The organism is Streptomyces sp. NBC_01089 (genome assembly GCF_045162975.1).
Taxonomy (GTDB): Bacteria; Actinomycetota; Actinomycetes; order Streptomycetales; family Streptomycetaceae; genus Streptomyces.
The window spans coordinates 6,106,636-6,127,954 of record NZ_CP108660.1; the positions used below are offsets into that span (position 1 = coordinate 6,106,636).

Below are 21,319 nucleotides of genomic sequence, written 5' to 3' on the forward strand. Positions count from 1 at the left end.
TCTCCCGTCACACGGTCCTCGCGGACCGACGGTACGAGATGACCGCGTACGTGCCGAACGCCAGCAGCCAGGCGCCGAGCACCGCCACCGTGGAGAGGGCGGGCGCGTTGCCCTGGGTGGTGGACCAGCCCAGGTCGGCGAAGCGGTTGGTCGGGGTGTAGCGGGCGACGGACCGCAGCCAGCCGGGGAACGCCTCGACCGGGAACCACAGCCCGCCCACGATGGCGAGCCCCATCAGACAGGCCACGTTCACCACGCCCGTGGTCTGGGCGGTCAGCCGGTAGCCGTTGCCGATCCCGAGCAGGGTGAACGGCAGCGCGCCGACCCACAGCAGCAGCGTGAGGACGGCCCACTGCCAGGCGTCGATCCGTACGCCGTTGATGAGCGCCCCGGCCAGCAGCACCGCCACGATCCCCGGCAGCACGGTCACCGAGCCGGAGATCGCCCGGCCCAGCACCACCTGCGACGACGGCAGCGGGGTCACCCGCAGCTGGCGCAGCCAGCCCAGCGACTTGTCCGATGCCACCCCGGTGCCGACCCCCAGGGCGGCGCCCAGCGCCCCGTACGCCGCCATGCCGACCATCGAGGTGACCCGCCAGGCCGCCGAGTCGGGGTCGCTCGGGCCGATGTTGGTGAACAGCAGATACATCACCACCGGCATACCGATGCCGAAGATGACGAACCCGGAGTCCCGCAGCGTCCGGCGCACTTCGAGCTTCACGTATTCCAGCATCAGACCGCTGCCTTCTGTCCGGTGTGCGGGGGGACCGCAGGGGTCCCGGGGCCCTGCGGGATGTCGTCACCGGCATCCTGCGCGGTGAGCGCCAGGAAGGCGTCCTCCAGCGTCGCGGGGGCGACCGCGAGACCGCGGATCGCGCCCCGCTCGGCCAGCGCGACGACGGTGGCGTCCGAGTCGTCCGTACGCAGTGCCGCCCGGTCCGCGCGGATCTCCACGGCGGTGACGCCGGGCAGCGTCTGGAGCCCCTCGGTGCCGCTGCCCGCGAGGTCGAAGGAGACCAGGCTGCCGCCCGCCGCGCGCTTGAGCAGCTCGGAGCTGCCGTCGGCGACGATGCGGCCCCGGTGGATGACCAGGATGCGGTCGGCGTTGCTGTCGGCCTCCTCCAGATAGTGGGTGGAGAAGAGCACGGTGTTCCCGCGCCGTGCGTACGCCCGCATCGAGTCCCAGAACGCCCGCCTGGCCTCGACGTCGAGCGCGGCGGTCGGCTCGTCGAGGACGATCAGCTCCGGATTCCCGGCGAGCGCGACGGCGAACCTGACCCGCTGCATCTGGCCGCCGGAGAGCTTGTCGACCCGGCGTGCCCCGTACGCACCGAGCCCGGCCATGTCCAGCGCCTCCGCGACCGGGAGCGGGCGCGGATACGTACTGGCCACGAAGGCGACCAGCTCCCGCACCGTCACCCGGGGGATGGGCTGCCCCGCCTGGAGCATCGCGCCCACGAGCCCGGCCCCGACCGCCTGCGCGGGTGTCCGGCCGAAGACCCGCACCTGCCCGCTGTCGGGCTCGTCAAGGCCGAGCAGCAGACTGATCGTGGTGGACTTCCCGGCCCCGTTGCGCCCCAGCAGGGCGACGGTCTCCCCCCGGAGGATCTCCAGGTCGGCGCCGTCCACGGCCCGCACTGCCCCGAAGGTCTTGACCGCTCCCGCGAAGCTCACCGCGGGTCCGGTGTCTGTTGTCTGCGTCATGCCCACACGCTACGGAGCCGGCGGGCTCCGCGGGCAGATGCGGTTGTACCCGGCCGCCCGGGACAAATGTCACGGCCGCGCCCGCACCGCACCCGCACCCGGGCCCGCACCCGCGCTGCACCCGCACCCGTGGCCGGATGTCGTGGGCCGTGCGGCGGACGCACATCTGACGTGGCGTCAGCAGTCTTCACAACTCAAGAGGGGTGCGTTATACATGGGGCCATCGGCCTAGAACGCGTTCTACAAAGGGCGCCGGAGGCCGGTCCCGTACGACCTCGGTGCGCCTGACGGTGCGGACGGTCGCACCGAGGTCTTTCCACCGTCAAGGAGCGCTCGCCCCATGCCCATTGATGCCGCGCAGGCCATCGCCGCCGAGCCCCGCTCCGGCGAGATCGCCTGGGACCACAAGGACATCCAGCTCTACCACCTGGGAATCGGCGCGGGCCGGCCGGCCACCGCCGCCGACGAACTGCGCTACACCCTGGAGTCCAGGCTCCACGTCCTGCCCAGCTTCGCGACCGTCGCGGGCGCCGGTATGGCGCTGATGGGCGGGCTCGCCGCACCCGGTATCGAGGTGGATCTGGCGGCCGTCCTGCACGGCGGGCAGACCATCACCCTGCACCGGCCGATCCCCGTGAAGGCGTCGGCACGGTCCACCGCCCGGGTCCAGGCCGTGTACGACAAGGGGAAGGCGGCCGTCATCGTGCTGCGCTCCGAAGTCTCCGACGACCAGGGCCCGTTGTGGACCAGTGACTCGCAGATCTTCGTACGCGGCGAGGGCGGCTTCGGCGGCGAGCGCGGCCCGTCCGTGCGGCTCGACGTCCCCGACCGCGCCCCCGACCGCACCGAGGACCGCGCCATCCGCGAGGACCAGGCGCTCCTCTACCGGCTCTCCGGCGACTGGAACCCGCTGCACGCCGACCCGGAGTTCGCCAAGCTCGCCGGGTTCGACCGGCCCATCCTGCACGGGCTCTGCTCGTACGGGATGACGCTCAAGGCCGTGGTCGACACGGCGCTGGGCGGCGATGTGGCCCGCGTCGACTCGTACTCCACCCGCTTCGCCGGTGTGGTCTTCCCCGGCGAGACGCTGCGGATCCGGATGTGGCAGTCGCCGGGGAAGATCCAGGCGACGGTCTCGGCCGTCGAGCGTGACGAGGCGCCGGTACTCGCCGACACGGTCGTCACCCACCACTGACCTCACCTCACCCCCCTGTCACCGATGCCCACCCCTTGATCCACCAGACCAGCCGTATGTGAGGAGCCGCACCATGCGCGCAGCCGTACTGCACGAGATTGGCCAGGACAAGCTCGAAGTCCTCGACGACATCGAGGCGGTGGGCTTCGGCCCCGGCAAGGTCAGGATCAGGGTCCGGGCCACCGGCCTCTGCCACTCCGACGTCTCGGCGATGAACGGGGTGCTGCCGCAGCCCGCGCCGTTCGTACCGGGACACGAGGGCGCCGGCGAGATCCTCGACGTCGGCGACGGGGTGACCGGCGTCAAGCAGGGCGACCGGGTGGTCATCTGCTGGCTGCCCGCCTGCGGCACCTGTCCGGCGTGCAAACGCGGCCAGACCGAGCTGTGCCTCGCCGGGTTCATGAACGCGGGCACCCCCAACTTCAAGCGCCCTGGCGGTGATGTCTTCGGCTTCGCCGGGACCGGCACCTTCACCGAGGAGGTCGTCGTGGGCGCCGGGTGCGCGGTGCCGATCCCCGACGACGTGCCGTTCGAGATCGCCGCGCTCATCGGCTGCGGGGTGACCACCGGACTCGGCGCCGCCATCAACACCGCCGATGTGGAGGCCGGTTCGTCGGTCGCCGTCATCGGCTGCGGCGGTGTCGGTATCTCCGCCATCCAGGGCGCCAGGCTCAGGGGCGCCTCCCAGATCGTCGCCGTCGACCCGGTGGCCTCACGCCGGGAGGCCGCACTGTCCTTCGGCGCCACCGAGGCGGTCGCGCCGGACGCGCTGGACGACGCCAAGCTGCGCATCACGGCGGGGGAGGGCTTCGACTACGTCTTCGAGGTCGTCGGCAAGTCGGCCACCGCGCGCACCGCGTACGAGACGACACGGCGCGGCGGCACCCTGTGCATCGTCGGCGCGGGCGCCATGGACGACTTCCTGCAGCTCAACATGTTCGAGCTGTTCTTCGACGAGAAGCGGATCCTGCCGTCCATGTACGGCGGCGGGGACGTGGTCCGTTCGTACGAGCGGGCCATCTCGCTCTGGCGGTCGGGCCGTATCGACCTCGAAGGGCTGATCACCCACCGGGTGAAACTCGCCGGGATCAACGACGCGCTGGCCCAGATGCGCTCCGGCGAGGCCCTGCGCACCTGCATCGAGATCTGACCTGTCGAGATCTGACCCCCGCTGTCGGGATCCGACCCCCCACTGTCGGGATCCGCCCCCAGCCGTCGGGATCCGACCCCCGCTAAGGAGAGCTCGTCCATGTCCTTGCCACTTGATGGCCTGTCCGCGATCGTCACCGGGGCCGGCCGCGGCCTCGGCCGGGCCGAAGCGCTCGAACTCGCGCGGCTCGGCGCGAGCGTCGTCGTCAACGACTTCGGAGCGCCGGGCCGTGACGGCTCGGGAGAGGCGTCCGCCGCACCGGCCGACGAGGTCGTCGCCGAGATCCGCGCGGCCGGCGGACAGGCGGTCGCCCACCTCGGCGACGTCGCGGACCACGCACAGGCCCGCGGACTCGTCCAGCTGGCCGTCGACACCTACGGAAAGCTCGACATCCTGGTCAACAACGCGGGCATCCTGCGCGACCGGATGGTCTTCTCGATGTCCGAGAGCGAGTGGGACTCGGTGATCAGGGTCCACCTCAAGGGCCACTTCAACACCACCCACTTCGCCTCGGTGCACTGGCGCGAGCGGTCCAAGGCGGCGGGCGGCCCGGTCTACGGCCGGATCGTCAACACCTCCTCGGAGGCGTTCCTCGCGGGCTCGGCCGGCCAGCCCAACTACGCGGCGGCCAAGGGCGGCATCGTGGGTCTCACCACGTCGACCGCGCTGGCGCTCGCCAAGTACGGCGTCACCGCCAATGTGATCTGCCCGCGCGCCAGGACCCGGATGACCGAGGACGTGTTCGCCGGTTTCGCCGAGCCGGACGCGGGCGAACTGGACCCGCTGGCACCCGAGCACGTCTCACCGCTCGTCGGCTATCTGGCGTCCCCGGCGGCCGCGCAGGTCAACGGGCAGCTGCTGGTGGTGCATGGCGGCATGGTCGCCGTGGTGGAACGGCCCAGGGTGGCGGCGAAGTTCGACACGGCGAAGACGGCGTTCTCGTACGAGGAACTGGACGAGGTGATCTCGCCGTACTACGCGGACCGGCCGCCGAACGAGACGTTCGCGGCAGCGGAGGTCCTGACGCTCAAGCACGGCTGATCCGGGCGGCCTCGCCGGACGGATACGGCTGACGGCGGAAGGGCCGGTCCCCGCCTGAAACGGGGACCGGCCCTTCCGGTGTGCGCTGAACTGTGGTGCGTAAACGGTGGTGCGTAAACGGTGATGCGTGAACCGTGGTGCTTGAACGGTGTTGCGTGAACTGTGGTGCGTGTGTGGCCCGTCAGGCCGCGTTCGAGTGCTGATGGTCCGCCGAGCGGCGGTGGCGGCCGTTGGTCTCCGCCTGGGACGCCTCGGTGGACGCCGCACCCCCCCGGTGCTTTCCGGAGCCTCCGGCTTCGCCCCGGTCGGCGGCCGCAGGCTGCGGGCGCGACTGGGCGGTGTCGGTCCTGGCTTCAGACATGATGGGAAATCTCCCCCGTCAAATCGCTGTGATCGCTACTTTGCCGTGCTGTGCAGTGCTGTTCCCACGCATGCAGAGATCATGCGTACGCGATCACTGCTGCGTGTGCAGGCCCGCGATTCTAACCAGGCTGCGAGCGGCTCGTCAGAGGCGCCTGCTGCAACGGTACGGGCTTGCACACAGCAGGAGTCACCAGGGCCCCGCACGGTTCCTGACCAGCGACTTCCGCTTGTGCGGGTTCTGTGGTCGCGTCACACGCCGAGTCCATCCGGGGATCGAGCGGCAGCGCGCCGAGCGGTTCGATGTCCACCACACCGACGGGGCCCGTCCCCGCGGCACAGGGCAGCCGGAGCACCCCCTCCGCGCTCCACAGCCCGGCGCCCGCCAACCACCCTTCGGGCGAGGCGAGTTGCAGCAGCCGCCGCCCGGCGGGGCGCCACACCCCGAGCCGGCTGCCCTCCGCGCTCTCGATCCGCAGCGCCACCCCGCAGCTCTCCGGCATCAGCACCTGCCCCGGCTGCACCGCGAACGGCGTCAGCACCGCGTCTTCGAGCCGCAGGGACTCGGGGAACCGCACGGGCCGCCGGCTCCCCAGCACCCCCCACCCCAGCCGGTCGTCCCCGGGGGCGTCCGACCGTACGAGCAGCAGACCGCTGTCCGGGTCGGCCAGCAGCAGCCGGTCGTCGCTGCCGTCGGCGATCTGGAGCAGCGCGGTGACCTCGCCGCCGCGCTCCAGATCGACCGCGACCGACTTGGTGACCCCGCCCGTCTCCCGGTCCAGCGCCAGCATCCGTCCCGTACGGTCCAGCCACACCCCGCCGGTGCAGCGGCCCGGCACATCGGCCACGTGCTCGGGCCCGAAGTCGCCGCCCGCCACCAGCCAGATGGCAGTCGAGTGCGGGCCGGGCGCCAGCGCGTACGCACGGCTGCCTCCGGGCGCGGGCGGCAGCAGCGCCAGCCGCTCGCACTCGACGGCGCCCAGCGGCAGTTCGCCGGTGCCGGGCCCGGTCGGGTACAGCAGCGAGAAGGCGTGCCGCCCTGCCACGGACCGCCGGATCAGCACCCGCCCGTCGGCCATCGGCAGCACATCGGAGCCGGGCTCCTCCGGCTGCAGGCCGGGGAGTTCCACCGCGTACGGCTCGGGGCCGTCCAGCGTCCAGCGCTCGGGGAACCAGGCGTCCCCGGTGCGGCGGGCCAGCCGGGCCGCGTAGGAACCGTCGCCGGCGATGGTCAATCCGGCCGTCTCCGGCGCCGAGCCGCCGCCGGGCGCGCGGTCCGCCGCACCGGCCGCGGCGCCGTCCGCCGCACCGCCTGCCGCGTCGTCCGTCGCACCGTCCACGGCCTGGTCGGTCCGGTCCGCCCGGTCCGTCGCGCGGTCCGCCGTGCCGCCCCCAGTGGCGGTCCGTACGACGGTCAGCACTGCGGTCCGTACTCCGGTCCGTACGGCGGTGTCTGTCGGGCTCTTCGTGGCCGAGGGCGTCATATTTCGGTCACCTCCGGACACCGAAGCTAGTTTTCGTACGTCCTGCCGAGCCGGCCCGTGCCTGCCGCTTCACACATACGGGTGGCGGTCCCGGTGTTCACCTGAGAGGGAGGGGGCGGGTGTGCTCACAACCGGGGCACAGCTTAAGGTAAGGCACGCCTAAGTAGTTTCTGTCAGGAGCTTCCCCATGTCCCTACGCCGTCGCAGCACCGCTGCCGCCGCCCTCGCGCTCACCGGCGCGCTCGCCCTCACCGCCTGCGGAAGCAGCGACAGCGGCGACGGGGGGTCCGGCTCGGGCAAGGCCGACTCGGCGGCCAAGAAGGACGTGGCCACCGGTGGCAAGCACTTCGGCGACGCGGCGACGAAGACCGCCGCGCTCGGCACCGATGCCAAGCCCGGCCAGTTCCCGCGCACCATCACCCAGGCCATGGGCAAGACCGTGCTCAAGGCGAAGCCCGAGCGGGTCGTGGTGCTCGACGTCGGCGAGCTGGACAACGTCGTCTCCCTCGGCATCAAGCCGGTCGGCTACGCGCCCACCGAGGGTAGCGAAGGCATCCCCGGCTATCTGAAGAAGAACGCGGGCGACCCGAAGAACGTCGGCACCATCAACAGCCTCAACCTGGAGGCCATCGCCAACCTCCACCCGGACCTGATCCTCGGCAGCCAGCTGCGCGCCGCGGACAAGTACGACCAGCTCAAGAAGATCGCGCCGACCGTCTTCTCCATCCGCCCCGGCTTCACCTGGAAGCAGAACTACCTGCTGAACGCCGCGGCCCTGGACCGGACGGCGCAGGCCGAGGCCGAGCTCGGCGCGTACGAGAAGCGCGCCAGGAAGCTGGGGACCGACGTCGGCGCTCACAAGCCCACCATCTCGATGGTCCGCTACATGCCCGACCGGATCCGGCTCTACGCCGAGGACTCCTTCATCGGCACGATCCTCAAGGATGCCGGACTGCCGCGGCCCAAGAGCCAGCAGGTGAAGGACCTCGCGGTGGAGGTCAGCCCCGAGAAGATCGACTCGGCCGACGCGGACTGGATCTTCACCGGTGTGTACGGGGACCCCAAGGCCACCAAGCGTGACACCGTCCAGGCCAACCCGCTCTGGAAGAACCTCAAAGCGGTCAAGGACGGACAGGCGAAGAACGTCCCGGACGAGACCTGGTACCTGGGGCTCGGTGTGACGGCGGCCAACAAGGTCCTCGACGACCTCCAGGGGTACCTCGTCAAGTAGGACCAGGACAGCGAGGGGAGCGAGGGGGCGGGGGAGACAGCGGGCCCGGCGGGCGCGGAAGCGCGGGTCCCGGCAGGCTTCACGGCAGGTCCGCCGGGCCCCGCGGCGGGTGCGCCGGGGCCGATAGCAGGTCTGCCGGGGCCCGGCTGCCGGTCCGCCGGGGCCGACCGGCAGCCGGGGCACGGAGCGCGGGTAACCTGTAACCGTGCCCCGTCTGTCTGAAGTCCTCTCCGCGCTCGACGCCCTGTGGCCGCCCGAGCGGGCCGAATCCTGGGACGCCGTCGGCACGGTCTGCGGCGACCCCGGTGACGAGGTCGACCGTGTCCTCTTCGCCGTCGACCCCGTCCAGGAGATCGCCGACGAGGCCGTACGGCTCGGCGCCCAGCTGGTCGTCACGCACCACCCGCTCTATCTGCGCGGTACGACGACGGTCGCGGCCGGCACCTTCAAGGGCCGGGTCGTCCACACCCTGATCAGACACGGCATCGCCCTGCACGTCGCGCACACCAACGCCGACACCGCCGACCCCGGCGTCTCCGACGCCCTCGCGGGCGCCCTCGACCTGCGGGTGGTGGGTCCGCTCGTCCCCGACCCCACCGATCCGCTCGGCCGCCGGGGTCTCGGCCGCGTCTGCGAGCTCGACCACCCGCTGCCGCTGCGGGAGTTCGCCGCCCTGGCCGCGGCCCGGCTGCCCGCCACCGCGCAGGGAATCCGCGTCGCGGGCGACCCCGGCGCGCTCGTCCGTACCGTCGCGGTCAGCGGCGGATCGGGCGACAGCCTCTTCGGCCAGGCACGCGCCGCGGGAGCCGACGCATTCCTCACCGCTGACCTGCGCCACCACCCGGTGTCCGAAGCCGTGCAGCAGTCGTCCGTGCAGCAGTCGCCGCTCGGCCTGCTCGACGCGGCGCACTGGGCCACCGAGTGGCCCTGGTGCACCCAGGCCGCGGCCCAGCTCGACGAGATTTCCGACCGGAACGGATGGGGTCTGCGCACCCATGTGTCCCGTACGGTCACAGACCCCTGGACCGCCCACGCGGCGTCCACCGCAACCGAGCATTCTGGAGCCCCCAACTGAACGCCGCGCACGCCGACCAGATCCGACTTCTCGACGTCCAGTCCCTCGACGTACGCCTGTCGCAGCTCGCGCACAAGCGCAAGTCGCTGCCGGAGCACGCCGAGATCGACTCCCTGACCAAGGACCTCACCCAGCTCCGTGACCTGCGCGTCGCCGTGCAGACCGAGGAGAGCGACACCGCCCGCGAGCAGACCAAGGCCGAGCAGGACGTCGACCAGGTCCGCCAGCGCTCGCTCCGCGACCAGCAGCGCCTCGACTCCGGCGCGGTCAGCTCGCCCAAGGACCTGGAGAACCTCCAGCGCGAGATCGCCTCGCTGGCCAAGCGCCAGGGCGACCTGGAGGACGTGGTCCTGGAGGTCATGGAGCGCCGCGAGTCCGCGCAGGAGCGGGCCACCGAGCTCACCGAGCGGGTCGCGTCCGTCGAGGCCAAGGTGGCCGACGCCACCGAGCGCCGGGACGTGGCCGCCGCCGAGATCGACCGCGAGACCGGCACGCTCACCAAGGAGCGCGAGGTCGTGGCCGGTTCGGTCCCCGCCGACCTGATGAAGCTCTACGAGAAGCTGCGCGAGCAGCAGGGCGGCGTGGGCGCGGCCCGGCTCTACCAGCGGCGCTGCGAGGGCTGCCGCCTGGAGCTGAACATCACCGAGGTGAACGAGGTCAAGGCGGCCTCCCCCGACACGGTCCTGCGCTGCGAGAACTGCCGCCGCATCCTGGTGCGTACGGCCGACTCGGGCATCTGATGCGGGAGTTCGTCGTGGAGGCGGACGGCGGCTCCCGGGGCAACCCGGGCCCCGCCGGCTACGGCGCCGTCGTGCTCGACCCGGTCAGCGGGGAGACGCTCACCGAGGCCGCGGAGTACATCGGTGTCGCGACGAACAACGTGGCGGAGTACCGGGGCCTGATCGCCGGGCTGCGCGCCGCCGCCGCGCTGGACCCGGCGGCCCGGGTCCGGGTACGGATGGACTCCAAGCTGGTCGTCGAGCAGATGTCGGGGCGCTGGCAGATCAAGCACCCCGACATGAAACCGCTGGCCGCGAAGGCGGCGGCGGTGCTGCCCGGCGATCAGGTGACGTACGAGTGGATCCCGCGCGCGCAGAACAAGCACGCGGACCGGCTCGCGAACGAGGCGATGGACGCGGGCCGGTCCGGCGGACAGTGGCAGCCGTCGGACTCGACGGCGGAACTCGCCGCCCGGGATGGCCTGGCCCGGGACGCCTTGGCCCGGGAGGGTTCTGCCCGGGATGGCCTGGCCCGGGAGGGTTCGGCTCGGGACGGCCTGGCTCGGGATGGCTCGGCCCGGGATGGCCTGGCTCGGGAGGATTCAGCCCGGGAGGAATCCGTCCGGGACGAGCCGGTCCGGGACGAGCCGGTCCGGGACGAGCCGGTCCGGGAGGCTGTCGGCTGGGGGGCCGCTGCCGATCTGGGCGCTCCGGCGACGTTCATCCTGCTGCGGCACGGCGAGACGGCGCTCACTCCGCAGAAGCGGTTCTCCGGCAGCGGAGGCACGGACCCCGAGCTGTCCGCCACCGGCCGCGCGCAGGCAGCCGACGCGGCGGCCGCCTTCGCCGCCCGTGGCACGGTCCAGGCGGTCGTCTCCTCACCTCTGCGGCGCTGCCGTGAGACGGCGAAGGCGGTCGCCGACCGGCTCGGCCTGGAGGTGCAGGTCGAAGAGGGCCTGCGCGAGACGGACTTCGGCGCCTGGGAAGGGCTGACCTTCGGCGAGGCCCGCGAACGCTACCCGGCCGACCTGGACGCCTGGCTCGCTTCGCCGGAGGCGGCCCCGACGGGCGGCGGCGAGAGCTTCACGACGGTGGCCCGCAGAGTCGCGGCGGCCCGTGACCTTCTGATCGAACGCCACCGGGGCACGACGGCGCTGCTGGTCACGCATGTCACCCCGATCAAGACGCTGGTACGGCTCGCGCTGGGCGCACCGCCCGAGTCCCTGTTCCGGATGGAGCTGTCGGCGGCGTCGGTGTCGACGGTCGCGTACTACGCCGACGGCAACGCGTCCGTACGTCTGCTGAACGACACGTCGCACCTGCGCTGAGCCACGGGGCGGCGCGGGGCTGCGCGAGCCGGGGCTTCGGGGGAGGGCCGATGGTGGTGGGTGGGGGCCTGGCCCTTCCCCCCGCGGACTCTCAGCCGCGCAACGCGGCGGCGCCGCGGGCCAGCAGCTCCACCCGGTCCCAGTCCCGCGCCGCCACCGCGTCGGCCGGCAGCATCCACGTACCGCCGACGCACGCCACGTTCGGCAGCGCCAGATACGCGGGTGCCGAGGCCAGCGAGATACCGCCCGTGGGGCAGAACCTGGCCTGCGGGAGCGGCCCGCCCAGAGACTTGAGGTAGGCCGTGCCGCCCGCGGCCTCCGCGGGGAAGAACTTCATCCCGGTGATGCCGCGCTCCAGCAGCTGTACGACCTCGGAGGTCGTGGAGACACCCGGCAGGAACGGCACACCGGAGTCGGTCATCGCACCGAGCAGCCGGTCCGACCAGCCGGGGCTGACCAGGAACCGGGACCCGGCGGCCACCGCCTGCGCGACCCCGTCCGGGGAGATCACCGTGCCCGCGCCGACCACGGCCTCCGGCACCTCGGCGGCGATGGCGCGGATCGCGTCGAGCGCGGCGGGCGTCCGCAGCGTGACCTCGATCGCGGGCAGCCCGCCCGAGACCAGGGCCCGCGCCAGCGGCACGGCATCGGCGGCATCGTCGATGACGACAACTGGAACGACGGGAGCGAGGTCAAGCACGGAAGTCATACCGGCATCCTGCCCCGGCACACACGCCCTGCGCAACGTGCGTTGCACCCTGTGCAACGCATGACGATCCGGTGCGAGGCCCAGCGGGCCCGGCCCGGCAGTGCGCTCCCGGCTGAGCGCCTGACGGCCGAGCGCCTCCCTGCCCTCCCGGCCAACGGGCCTGACCGGCCGACGGGCATGACGGGCCTGACCGGCTCGACCGGACCGGCGGCTCAGTGGATCTCGTCCACCAGCACATCCAGCTCCCGGGGCTTCCCCGGCTTGACCGCCGCCGGGGTCTCCACCTCGTACCCCAGCTCGCGCAGCACCTCCACCAGCTCGTCGGGCCCGGCCGGAACCGCCCCGGTGACGAGCAGGTCGCGTACGATCCGCCCCTTCGTCGCCTTGTTGAAGTGGCTGACCACCTTCCGGGTCGGGGCATGGAGCACCCGCACCGAAGCCGTACGGTCGGCGACCTCGCCCTTCGGCTTCCACGCCGAGGTGTACGCGGCGGACCGGAGATCGAGTACCAGACCGTCGCCCGCGGCCTCCGGCATGACCTCGGCCATCGGGCCGCGCCAGTACGGGCCCAGCGCCCCGAGTCCCGGCAGTTTCACCCCCATCGAGCAGCGGTACGAAGGGATCCGGTCGCCGATCCGCACCGCCCCCCACAGCCCGGAGAAGACCATCAGCGACTTTTCGGCCCGCCGCAGCGCCGCCGCTTCCAGCGAGGCGAGGCCGAGCGCGTCGTACAGCACCCCGGTGTAGATCTGCCCGGCGGGCCGGGCGCCCGCGGTCCGCAGACCGGCGTTCTTGGCGACCTCGCCGCGCAGCCCCTCACTCAGCCCGAGGACCTCGCGCGCCTTCTCCTCGTCGGCGGAGCACAGCTCGACGAGCTCGTCCAGCACGGTGGCCCGCGCCCCGGCCAGTCCGGGCAGCGACAGCGACTCCGGCTTCAGCGGGGCGCCTGAGCCGCTTGCGGCCTTTCCCTCGGACGGCGGCAAGAGCACGAGCACAGCAGGTCTCCTTCGTACGTACGACAGCGACTGCCAGGGTAGACGGACGACCAGCACGGCCCCGGCCGCCCACCACCTCCGACGCTTCCACGACAGGAACCGCCGACAGCCCTCCGCCGGAGCCGACGTGTGCCACGATCGAGCGAAGATCTCCCATCTCACGGACGGTGGAGCCACCGATGTCCCAGTCTGGCGAGCGACCGAGGAAGGGGCGTGACATGACTGCCATGCCGCATGACCCGCTCACGCAGGCAGAGGTCCTGCTGGAGGGCTTCCTGGCGCTGGAGACGCCGGAGGGCTTCCGCGCGGAGCTGATCGAGGGGGAGATTGTCGTGACGCCGCCGCCGGACGGGGATCATGAGGATTACATTGGTCTGATCGTGGATCAGATTGCCAGGTGCTCACGGCTGGCCATGCAGTTCGCCGGGAACAAGGGGCTGAAGCTGAGGAGCGGTGGTGGCTGCCCCAAGAACCATGCCATCCCCGACGGCACCTTTGCCCCGATGGACCAGAGGCTTTTCCGGGGTGCCGAGCCGTGGATGCCCTGTGATGGTGTGGCCCTGGTGGTCGAGGTCACCTCCAGCAAGCCGCAGGCAGACAGGGAGGCCAAGCGTCGCTGCTACGCACGCGGCACGATCCCTCTCTACCTTCTCGTCGACCGTGAAGAGTCCTCGGTGACGCTGTTCAGCGACCCTGAGGGCGCCGACTACCGGCAGCGCTGCACCATCCCGTTCGGCAAGCCGCTGGCGCTCCCGGATCCCTTCGCCTTCGAGCTGGAGACCGGCGACTTCGTCTGACGTCCGGGTCCGGCCTGCCCCGGTCCGCCGGGTAGCATGGCCGGTACGGCAGACGAGTCGGCCGGACGGCCGCGTGAAGGTCTTTTGGATCTTCCCGAGGAACGTCCGGGCTCCACAGAGCAAGGTGGTGGCTAACGGCCACCCGGGGTGACCCGCGGGACAGTGCCACAGAAAACAGACCGCCGGGGTCCGCAAGGCCCCCGGTAAGGGTGAAACGGTGGTGTAAGAGACCACCAGCGCCTGAGGTGACTCAGGCGGCTAGGTAAACCCCACCTGGAGCAAGGTCAAGAGAGGCCGTCGCAGGACGGCCTTGCGCGGACGTTCGAGGGCTGCTCGCCCGAGTTCGCGGGTAGACCGCAGGAGGCCGGCAGCAATGCCGGTCGTAGATGGATGGCCGTCTCCCCGGCGACCGCGAGGTTTCCGGGTGACAGAACCCGGCGTACAGGCCGGCTCGTCTGCCGTCACCGCCTCGTGCCGGGAGTTGTGACCGCGCTCGGCGCGACCACAACAGCCCGACGACGATTCCGGCCCGTTCCAGGCCATCGGCGCACCGTGTGATCTCCTCCGCTTCCCGTACGAGCTTGCCCGTAAGAGAGCCTGCTCCGGTTGCGGCGTTCCTCAGGAGGTGTGCCTGTCGATGAGTTCGGACAGGTGCTGGTAGCTCCTGGTGGCCGCGTCCAGGGACGCGCACTCCACGGAGAGCACCAACTCGTGATCGGCACGGGCGAGTGTGGCGACGATGCGGTCCCAGTCGATGACGCCTTCGCCGCAGGCGCAGCCGAGCATGCCGCGCACCTTGCCCCGGTAGCGGGCGGCGTCCTCGTGCGATATGTCCTTGGCGTGCAGGTGGGTGACGCGGCCGACGATGTCCTCCAGCCACTCGTGCGGGTCGTTGCCGCTCAGGTAGCTGTTGCCGGTGTCGAGATTGATGGTCAGCGCCGGGCTGTCGATGAGTCCCATGAGGCGGTCGAGCCGCTCAGGTGTGGCGGTGTACTCGCCGTGCGTCTCGATCGCGATGGCGATGCCCCTGGCCTCCGCCACCAGGGCTGCCTCCTGGAGCGTGTACCGCATGAGGGTGTAGTTCTCCTCTTCGGTGGTCCAGGACGGCAGCGGCCCGTCGTCGATCATGATCATGGGGGCGCCGCACTCGGCGGCGTAGCGGATGGACTGCCGCAGGTACTCGACGCTGATCTCAGGCTTGGCCAGCGGCGCGTGGCTGGACAGCGAGGAGATGCTCAGCCCCCGGCGCTCCGCGGCGTGCTTCAGGCGCAGCGGGTCATCGAGCATCGAGAGACTGTGGAAGTAGCCGGCCGCGCTGAGCAGTTCACGGCCCCAGTGGACCATCGGCTCGACGTACTTGTAGCCGATGGCCGCGGCCTGGTCCATGGCCCAGTCGAAGGAGCCGTTCTCGAAGCGGGCGAACTCCAGGTTGAGGCCGAGTTCGATGTTGCCCATGGTGTGTACCTTCCCTTCGGTCAGAAACCGCGCTGGACGACGTACTCGTCACGGGTAGGGCCGTGGTAGGCGGGAACGGTGATGTCCCACCAGCCGGTCGGGTGCATCTCGGTCCAGGGCAGTTCGTGCGCGCTCATGGCCTCGATGACCACCGGACCCGGAGTGGCGAAGGCGCGGCGGACGGCGTCCGCGAGTTCTGCGGGGTCCTCGATGCGTTCGGCCGTGCAGCCCAGCGAGCGGGCGAACGCGGTGATGTCGGCGAAGTACGGCTTGCCGTCCTTGGTGGTCCAGCCGCTGACGATCTGGCGTTCCTCGCCGAAGAGACTGATCTGGAGGTCCTTGATCGCCTCCCAGCCGCCGTTGTTCAGGACGACCACGACCAGCGGAAGGCCGAGCATGACCGCGGTGGCCAGTTCCGTGCCGGTCTGCAGGAAACTGCCGTCACCCACCATCGCCAGGACCGGCCGGTCATCGACGGCGGCCTGGGCGCCGATGGCGGCCGGCAGGCCGAAACCGATCCCCGACATGCCGCCGGCGACGATGTTGGTACGGGGCCCGTAGACGGGGAACTCGTTGAAAGCCTGATTGGCCGGATTGCTGGAGTCGGTGACCAGGATGCCCTCTCGGGGCAGGGCCTGGCGGATCTCCACCATGGCACGGGAGTTGGTCATCGGCAGGTGGTCGGTGGCCCGCATCGGGCGCAGGTGTTCCTCCCACTGCGCCTTGAGGTCCTGCAACTCGGCGAAATACTCGGACGAGCGCCAGTCCGGGGCGTCGCCGAGCGCGTTCAGCTCGCCCAGCAGGGCCCCCAGGCTCGCCTTGGCATCGCCGACGACACCGACCTCGGCGGGGTAGTTCCGCCCGATCTCGAAGCCGTCGATGTCGATCTGGACGAGCTTGGTGCCGGGGATGCTGAAGGTGACGCCCGGCTTGTAGGAGGAGGTGATGCGGTCGCTGAAACGGCAGCCGACCGCGAGGATGACATCCGCGGAGCGGGTGACGCCGTTGCCGGGGATGGAGCCCATGTCACCGCAGGGCCAGGCGTACAGGTCGTGGTCGGCGGGGAAAGCGCCCTTGCCCATGAAGGAGTGGGTCACGGGCGCGCCGAGGCGTTCGGCGACGGCCAGCAGTTCGGCGCCGGCCTCGGAGGCGATGACGCCACCGCCGGCCAGGATGACCGGGCGCCGGGCGCCGGCCAGCAGCCTGGCGGCCTCGGCGATGCGCTCGGGGTCGCCGCCGGGGCGGCCGTGCGCGCGCCGACGGTAGGTCTCCTCCGGCTCGTACTCGCCGTACTCGGCCTGGAGATCCTGCGGAATGTCGAGAAGGACGGGGCCGCGGCGCCCCTCGTACATGGTGTTGAAGGCCTGGGCCAGGACGGTGGGGAGCTGGTCGACCCGGCTCGGCTGCCACCAGCGCTTGACGACGGGCTCGGCCATGCGCGGGAAGTTGTTCCCGTGCGGCCGGTCGATCTCCTGCAGTACCCCGTGGTTCTCCATGTACGTGTGCACCGCGCCGGTGATCAGGAGGAAGGGCTGGGAGTCGGCGAAGGCCGTGGTCAGACCGGTGAGTGTGTTGGTCGCACCGGGGCCGATGGACGTACAGCAGGCTGCCACCCTGCCGGTCGCGCGGTAATAGCCGTCGGCCATGTGGGCGGCGCCCTGCTCGTGCATGGCCGGGATGACTTCGATCTCGTCCTTGCGGTCGACGAAGGCGTCGACAAGGGCGGTGTTGCCGTGTCCCGGGACGGCGAAGACCTTCTCCACTCCTTCGCGGATCAGGAAGTCGACGACGATCTGGCCGCCGGTGAGCCTGGGCATAGCTACCTCTTGTTCGTGTGCTGGACGGGGGCGGCGGGGGAGCCGCCGGTGAGGTGGTCCGCGACGCGCAGGGCGTTCGCGGCGATGGTCAGCGCCGGGTTCATCACCGGCAGCGACGGAAAGAAGGACGAGTCGACGACGTACAGGTTGTCGACGTCGTGCGAGCGGCAGTTCGCGTCCAGCGCGGAGGTCGCGGGGTCGGTGCCGGCCCGTACGGTGCCCGCCTGGTGGGAGTTGACCTCGATGCCGGTCCGCTGGCTGAACACCAGGGGGTAACCCATTCCGCGCAGGATCTTCTTGGTCTCCCGGACGAGGACCTCGTGCGCACGGACGTTGTTGGGCCTCCAGCTGATCTGGATGTCCCCGGCAGGGGTCAGGGTGACGCGGTTGTCGGAGTCGGGCAGGTCCTCGGTGAACAGCCACCAGTCGATGCTGCGGTGGGCGGCGTAGCGGAGTGCCCAGGCGGGGATGGCGGGGCGCTGGCCGGCCATCATGTCCGCCTGGAGCTTGCCGATGAGCTGGACGTGCCCCAGCGGGTAGGGGTGGTCCGCAGTGCCCTTGGTGTAGAAGTCGTTGAAGTACAGGGTCTTCTGGAACTCCGCGGTGTTCTTGCGGGTCGGGTGGACGCCGACCATCACGGAGTTGTTGTGCACCATGTAGTGGCGGCCGACCGTGCCGGAGGAGTTGCCGAGCCCGTCCGGGTGCTGCGGGCTCGCCGAGCGCAGCAGGAGGGCCGCGGAGTTGACGGCACCGCAGGAGACGACCACGGTGTCGGCGCCGATACTGACGGGCGCTCCGTTGTGGATGAGCTCCACTCCGGTTGCCTTGCTGCCGGCGTCGTTGGTGAGCACCCGGGCGACCCGGGCGTTGGTGACCAGCTCGACCGAACCGGAGGCCAGGGCGGGCCGGACACAGCAGACGTCGGCGTCGGACTTGGCCAGGACCCGGCAGGGGAAACCGTCGCAGAAGGCACAGCGGATACAGGATCCGCCTTCCCGCAGGTCCAGGCCGAGCGGGATGCTCGACGGGGTGAGCCCCATCCGGGTCAGGGCGTCGGCGGCCTCCTGGACCGGCGGCTCGTGTCCGATCGCCGGATGGGGGAAGGGCTCGGACCGGTCCAGGGTGGGGTCGTCCGACTGGTCCCCGTGCACACGGAAGAGCGTCTCGGCACGCAGGTAGTACGGCTGCAGGACTTCGTACGGGAACGGCCACTCGGGCGAGGTGCCGGCCTCGTGCTCCGTCGCCCGGAAGTCCTCGCGGCGGAACCGTACGAGCGAGGAGCCGTAGAGCTTGGTGTTGCCGCCGACGTAGTAGTAGTTGCCGGGCGTGAAGGCCTTGCCGCTCGCGTCGTACCACTGCTCCGCGTTCTGGTAGCGGTGGCGGCGGAAGATGGCTCCGGCGTCCCAGTTCTGCTTCTCCTGCGGCAGGAAATCACCGCGTTCGACGAGAAGCACACTGGCACCGACGTCCTTGAGGGCATAGGCCATCGTGGCGCCGCCCATGCCGGAGCCGACGATCACGAAGTCGTAGTGCGACCTGGTGGGGCCGTCGTTGGGCAGAGCTGGTTTTCCGTTCATGGGGTTCGTCCCTGGCTGGAGCTGGAGGGGTGCGTGCGGAACATCCGCCACGGGGTGTCGGGGAGTACGCGGACCGCTCGTCCGCCCGCCCCGGGGTGTGCGGCACCCGTCACGGTCCGCAAGGGCGGCGAGGCAGGGGCCGAGGATTTAGTTATTCGATTAACCGCCGCGAGGCTAACACCGTGACCTCGGCTGTCAACAGGTGTGAAGGTGGCGCGCCCCGCCCGGAAGCACGCTGGGTAGGGTTGGCGGCGAACCACGCCGACGAGGGGAAGCAGACGCCAGTGGTCACCATGCGTGATGTAGCACGGGCGGCGGGTGTCTCCCAGGCGGCCATCTCCTACGCGTTCAGCCGGCCGGAGAAGCTGTCCGCACCGCAGCGCGAACGCATCCTGCAGATCGCCGATGAACTCGGATACGCCGGTCCGCACTCGGTCGGCCGTACGCTGCGCACCGGACAGGTCGGGGCGCTCGGCCTGATGGTCACGGACTCGCTGCCCTATGCCTTCGACGATCCGGCCACGGCCGCGCTGCTGCGGGGAATCGCCGAGGTCGGTGAGGTGTCCGAGACCGCGCTCACCCTGCTGCCGTGTCCGCTGGAGTCGGAACGGCTGACCCGGAGTTCCGGCGTGTTGCTGCGGGGGCTCGTCGACGGCTTCCTCGCCTACGCCCTGCCCGATGGGCATCCCGCGGTGGAGACGGTGCTGCGCAGGCGGTTGCCGGTGGTGGTGATCGACGGTCCCAACCCCGGAGGGCTTCCCTGGGTGGGCATCGAGGACCGGGCGGCCGCCCGGTCGGCCGCCGCTCACCTGCTGGCCCTCGGCCACCGTTCCGTCGGCGTCCTGGTCGACAGGCTGGTGCCCGACGGCTACAGCGGTCCTGTCGCTCCCGCCCGGCAGCGCGCGGCACGCGACCGGGTGATGAAGGAACGGCTGGCGGGCTACGCTGCCGCCTTCCGCGCGGCCGGCCTGCCGTGGGAGGAGGCCACCGTGATCGAGGCGGGAGGCTTCCACGAGACCGCTTCGCTGGCCGCTGCCGAGACCCTGCTGGAGACCGGCCCCCTCACGGCCGTGCTGGCCGGTACCGACGTCCTGGCACTCGCGGCGATGCGTGCCGCCGGCAGCCGCGGCCTGCGCGTTCCGGAGGATCTCTCGGTGATCGGGTTCGACGACCTTCCCGGTGCGGCCGGTGCTCAACTGACCACCGTGCGCCAGCCGTTGGTCGAAAAGGGGCGCCGCGCCACCCAGCTGCTGCTCGATGTGATCGCCGGCGCCGAGCCGAAGGAGATCCTGCTGCCGACAGAACTGGTCGTACGGGCGACGACCGCCCGGCCGGGGCACGGCTGACCTCACTTGCCGGATCCGCCGAAGCGCACGTCGTGATCGCTCCACGACAGGCTCGCTCCGCCGTGCCGGGCCGCGCGCAGGTCGCCGGAGCGGGCATGGCCCTCGAAGTTCTCCAGGCGGGAGGCCCGTCCGCAGATCTCGCCCAGCAGCGCACTGCTGGCCTTGTCCCGGACCTCCTGGTAGGTCACGGTCTTGAGGTACTTGCCCACCCACAAGCCGCCGGTGTACCGGGCGGCGCCCATGGTCGGAAGGACGTGGTTGGTCCCGATGACCTTGTCACCGTAGGGAACGCAGGTGTCCTGACCGAGGAAGAGGGCCCCGTAGTCCCGCATACCGGTCAGTGCGTCCCGCGGTTCGGCGGTGAAGATCTGCACATGCTCGCTCGCGTAGGTGTCGGCCAGGGCGAAGGCTTCGTCCTGGCCGTCCACCACCACGACCTCGCCGTGGTCGCGCCAGGCCGCACCGGCGACCCTCCCGGTCGGCATGGCGGGCAGCAGTTCGTCGATGAACTCGATCGTGCGCCGTCCGACCTCCCGGGAGGTGGTGATCAGGACCGCCGGGGAGTCCGGTCCGTGCTCGGCCTGGCTGAGCAGGTCCACGGCGACCGTGAACGGGTCGGCGGTCGCGTCGGCGACGATGAGCACCTCGGTGGGCCCGGCGAACAGGTCGATGCCCACCTCGCCGTACAACTGCCGCTTGGCCTCGGCCACATAGGCGTTACCGGGGCCGGCCAGCATATGGACCGGGGCGATGGTCTCGGTGCCCAGGGCGAGGGCGGCAACCGCCTGCACTCCGCCGAGTACGTAGATCTCCTCCGCGCCCGCCATGTGCATGGCGGCGACGCTGACAGGCGGCGGGGCACCCTCGTTCGGAGGGGTGGTGGCGGCCACCCGCTCGACGCCCGCGACCTTCGCGGTGACGATGGTCATGTGCGCGGAAGCGGTAAGCGGGTAACGGCCGCCCGGCACATAGGCACCGGCCGCCGAGACCGGGACGTTGCGCTGTCCCAGGAACACGCCCGGCAGGGTCTCGATCTCGAAATCGTGTACGGAGTCGCGCTGTGCCTGCGCGAAGTTCTGCACCTGCTGCTGCACGAAGCGCAGATCATCGAGCACGCTGGTGGGGACCGACGAGACGATGGATGTGATCTCCCGCGCGCCGAGCCGGTAGGACGGCCGGTCCCAGGAGTCGAACTTCGCCGAGTACCGGCGGACGGCGTCGTCGCCGTCGGCCCGCACGTCGGCTATGACCTCGGCGACGGTGTCGACGACCTCCGGACGGCTGCTGCGCGCACCGCTCTTGGCGGCGGCGGACTTCAGGACAACGGGCACGGCTG

19 protein-coding genes and 1 other RNA gene are annotated in these 21,319 nt (G+C 71.1%); 10 read left to right on the forward strand and 10 right to left on the reverse strand.

Translation table 11 applies throughout. The features are described 5' to 3' along the window. Window positions 1-7: 7 nt before the first annotated feature. Window positions 8-733, reverse strand: coding sequence for an ABC transporter permease (locus OG510_RS27445; RefSeq protein ID WP_406140315.1), 726 nt, complete (start codon window positions 731-733; stop codon window positions 8-10). After that, window positions 733-1,704: an ABC transporter ATP-binding protein gene (locus OG510_RS27450; RefSeq protein WP_406140318.1), complete on the reverse strand. Its 972-nt coding sequence runs from the start codon at window positions 1,702-1,704 to the stop codon at window positions 733-735. Before OG510_RS27450 ends, OG510_RS27445 begins: the two co-directional genes overlap by 1 nt. Before the next feature lie 340 nt (window positions 1,705-2,044). On the opposite strand from OG510_RS27450, the gene OG510_RS27455 reads away from it, so the two are divergent. The 3 genes from OG510_RS27455 (at window position 2,045) to OG510_RS27465 (ending at window position 5,090) form a co-directional block, all read left to right on the forward strand. Continuing rightward, window positions 2,045-2,899 (forward strand): MaoC/PaaZ C-terminal domain-containing protein, encoded by an 855-nt coding sequence (locus OG510_RS27455; RefSeq protein ID WP_406140320.1) that lies wholly within the window; start codon window positions 2,045-2,047, stop codon window positions 2,897-2,899. A gap of 73 nt (window positions 2,900-2,972) precedes the next feature. Further along, on the forward strand, window positions 2,973-4,049 hold the full coding sequence (locus OG510_RS27460) for a Zn-dependent alcohol dehydrogenase (protein WP_164267074.1): 1,077 nt from the start codon (window positions 2,973-2,975) through the stop codon (window positions 4,047-4,049). A gap of 99 nt (window positions 4,050-4,148) precedes the next feature. Next, window positions 4,149-5,090, forward strand: a complete 942-nt coding sequence (locus OG510_RS27465) for a 3-oxoacyl-ACP reductase (RefSeq protein WP_406140321.1) — start codon at window positions 4,149-4,151, stop codon at window positions 5,088-5,090. Between the two features lie 181 nt (window positions 5,091-5,271). Here the strand turns inward: OG510_RS27465 and OG510_RS27470 are convergent, their stop codons facing one another. Beyond that, a complete protein-coding gene (locus tag OG510_RS27470) occupies window positions 5,272-5,451 on the reverse strand; it encodes a hypothetical protein (RefSeq protein ID WP_164267072.1) in 180 nt (59 codons plus the stop codon). A gap of 121 nt (window positions 5,452-5,572) precedes the next feature. Beyond that, window positions 5,573-6,934: a hypothetical protein gene (locus OG510_RS27475; protein ID WP_406140323.1), complete on the reverse strand. Its 1,362-nt coding sequence runs from the start codon at window positions 6,932-6,934 to the stop codon at window positions 5,573-5,575. Between the two features lie 187 nt (window positions 6,935-7,121). Between OG510_RS27475 and OG510_RS27480 the strand changes: the two genes are divergently transcribed. The 4 genes from OG510_RS27480 to OG510_RS27495 all read left to right on the forward strand — a co-directional run bounded on the left by OG510_RS27480 (window position 7,122) and on the right by OG510_RS27495 (window position 11,287). Beyond that, window positions 7,122-8,165: an ABC transporter substrate-binding protein gene (locus OG510_RS27480; protein ID WP_406140325.1), complete on the forward strand. Its 1,044-nt coding sequence runs from the start codon at window positions 7,122-7,124 to the stop codon at window positions 8,163-8,165. 205 nt (window positions 8,166-8,370) lie between these two features. Continuing rightward, window positions 8,371-9,240, forward strand: coding sequence for a Nif3-like dinuclear metal center hexameric protein (locus OG510_RS27485; RefSeq protein WP_164264295.1), 870 nt, complete (start codon window positions 8,371-8,373; stop codon window positions 9,238-9,240). Next, a complete protein-coding gene (locus OG510_RS27490; protein WP_203599647.1) occupies window positions 9,237-9,980 on the forward strand; it encodes a zinc ribbon domain-containing protein in 744 nt (247 codons plus the stop codon). Before OG510_RS27485 ends, OG510_RS27490 begins: the two co-directional genes overlap by 4 nt. Then, the gene (locus OG510_RS27495) at window positions 9,980-11,287 is read left to right on the forward strand and encodes a bifunctional RNase H/acid phosphatase (protein ID WP_406140328.1); all 1,308 of its coding nucleotides are present in this window, start codon (window positions 9,980-9,982) and stop codon (window positions 11,285-11,287) included. Before OG510_RS27490 ends, OG510_RS27495 begins: the two co-directional genes overlap by 1 nt. A 91-nt stretch (window positions 11,288-11,378) precedes the next feature. On the opposite strand, the gene eda is transcribed toward OG510_RS27495, so the two are convergent. Both eda and yaaA read right to left on the reverse strand, forming a co-directional pair. Continuing rightward, window positions 11,379-11,996 carry a bifunctional 4-hydroxy-2-oxoglutarate aldolase/2-dehydro-3-deoxy-phosphogluconate aldolase gene (gene eda, locus OG510_RS27500; RefSeq protein WP_406140330.1) on the reverse strand — a complete coding sequence of 206 codons (618 nt, stop codon included), beginning with the start codon at window positions 11,994-11,996 and terminating at the stop codon, window positions 11,379-11,381. Window positions 11,997-12,208: 212 nt separating this feature from the next. Then, complete coding sequence (gene yaaA, locus OG510_RS27505) at window positions 12,209-12,991, reverse strand: peroxide stress protein YaaA (protein ID WP_406140332.1); 783 nt, start codon at window positions 12,989-12,991, stop codon at window positions 12,209-12,211. A 227-nt stretch (window positions 12,992-13,218) separates the two neighbouring features. Here yaaA and OG510_RS27510 point away from each other — a divergent pair, with 227 nt between their 5' ends. Beyond that, window positions 13,219-13,788: a Uma2 family endonuclease gene (locus OG510_RS27510; protein WP_406142588.1), complete on the forward strand. Its 570-nt coding sequence runs from the start codon at window positions 13,219-13,221 to the stop codon at window positions 13,786-13,788. A 53-nt stretch (window positions 13,789-13,841) separates the two neighbouring features. Next, window positions 13,842-14,246, forward strand: an RNA gene (rnpB, locus tag OG510_RS27515) — RNase P RNA component class A. A 160-nt stretch (window positions 14,247-14,406) separates the two neighbouring features. On the opposite strand, the gene OG510_RS27520 is transcribed toward rnpB, so the two are convergent. The 3 genes from OG510_RS27520 to OG510_RS27530 are packed head-to-tail and all read right to left on the reverse strand — an operon-like array spanning window position 14,407 to window position 18,637. Then, window positions 14,407-15,243, reverse strand: a complete 837-nt coding sequence (locus OG510_RS27520) for a sugar phosphate isomerase/epimerase family protein (RefSeq protein ID WP_406140334.1) — start codon at window positions 15,241-15,243, stop codon at window positions 14,407-14,409. 20 nt (window positions 15,244-15,263) lie between these two features. Beyond that, the gene (locus tag OG510_RS27525) at window positions 15,264-17,060 is read right to left on the reverse strand and encodes a thiamine pyrophosphate-binding protein (protein WP_406140335.1); all 1,797 of its coding nucleotides are present in this window, start codon (window positions 17,058-17,060) and stop codon (window positions 15,264-15,266) included. Between the two features lie 2 nt (window positions 17,061-17,062). Continuing rightward, the gene (locus tag OG510_RS27530; RefSeq protein WP_406140337.1) at window positions 17,063-18,637 is read right to left on the reverse strand and encodes a GMC family oxidoreductase; all 1,575 of its coding nucleotides are present in this window, start codon (window positions 18,635-18,637) and stop codon (window positions 17,063-17,065) included. Between the two features lie 293 nt (window positions 18,638-18,930). On the opposite strand from OG510_RS27530, the gene OG510_RS27535 reads away from it, so the two are divergent. Beyond that, window positions 18,931-19,983, forward strand: coding sequence for a LacI family DNA-binding transcriptional regulator (locus tag OG510_RS27535; RefSeq protein ID WP_406140339.1), 1,053 nt, complete (start codon window positions 18,931-18,933; stop codon window positions 19,981-19,983). A gap of 2 nt (window positions 19,984-19,985) precedes the next feature. Here OG510_RS27535 and hisD read toward each other — a convergent pair whose 3' ends face one another. Then, entirely contained in the window at window positions 19,986-21,314 is a 1,329-nt protein-coding gene (gene hisD / locus OG510_RS27540) for a histidinol dehydrogenase (RefSeq protein ID WP_406140340.1), read from the reverse strand. Window positions 21,315-21,319: the final 5 nt, after the last annotated feature.

Excerpts from the sequence above, each read along its gene's own strand:
- OG510_RS27445 (WP_406140315.1), bottom strand. The coding sequence starts at position 733 with ATGCTGGAATACGTGAAGCTCGAAGTGCGCCGGACGCTGCGGGACTCC.
- OG510_RS27450 (WP_406140318.1), bottom strand. The coding sequence starts at position 1,704 with ATGACGCAGACAACAGACACCGGACCCGCGGTGAGCTTCGCGGGAGCG.
- OG510_RS27455 (WP_406140320.1), top strand. The coding sequence starts at position 2,045 with ATGCCCATTGATGCCGCGCAGGCCATCGCCGCCGAGCCCCGCTCCGGC.
- OG510_RS27460 (WP_164267074.1), top strand. The coding sequence starts at position 2,973 with ATGCGCGCAGCCGTACTGCACGAGATTGGCCAGGACAAGCTCGAAGTC.
- OG510_RS27465 (WP_406140321.1), top strand. The coding sequence starts at position 4,149 with ATGTCCTTGCCACTTGATGGCCTGTCCGCGATCGTCACCGGGGCCGGC.
- OG510_RS27470 (WP_164267072.1), bottom strand. The coding sequence starts at position 5,451 with ATGTCTGAAGCCAGGACCGACACCGCCCAGTCGCGCCCGCAGCCTGCG.
- OG510_RS27475 (WP_406140323.1), bottom strand. The coding sequence starts at position 6,934 with ATGACGCCCTCGGCCACGAAGAGCCCGACAGACACCGCCGTACGGACC.
- OG510_RS27480 (WP_406140325.1), top strand. The coding sequence starts at position 7,122 with ATGTCCCTACGCCGTCGCAGCACCGCTGCCGCCGCCCTCGCGCTCACC.
- OG510_RS27495 (WP_406140328.1), top strand. The coding sequence starts at position 9,980 with ATGCGGGAGTTCGTCGTGGAGGCGGACGGCGGCTCCCGGGGCAACCCG.
- eda (WP_406140330.1), bottom strand. The coding sequence starts at position 11,996 with ATGACTTCCGTGCTTGACCTCGCTCCCGTCGTTCCAGTTGTCGTCATC.
- OG510_RS27510 (WP_406142588.1), top strand. The coding sequence starts at position 13,219 with ATGCCGCATGACCCGCTCACGCAGGCAGAGGTCCTGCTGGAGGGCTTC.
- OG510_RS27520 (WP_406140334.1), bottom strand. The coding sequence starts at position 15,243 with ATGGGCAACATCGAACTCGGCCTCAACCTGGAGTTCGCCCGCTTCGAG.
- OG510_RS27525 (WP_406140335.1), bottom strand. The coding sequence starts at position 17,060 with ATGCCCAGGCTCACCGGCGGCCAGATCGTCGTCGACTTCCTGATCCGC.
- OG510_RS27530 (WP_406140337.1), bottom strand. The coding sequence starts at position 18,637 with ATGAACGGAAAACCAGCTCTGCCCAACGACGGCCCCACCAGGTCGCAC.
- OG510_RS27535 (WP_406140339.1), top strand. The coding sequence starts at position 18,931 with ATGCGTGATGTAGCACGGGCGGCGGGTGTCTCCCAGGCGGCCATCTCC.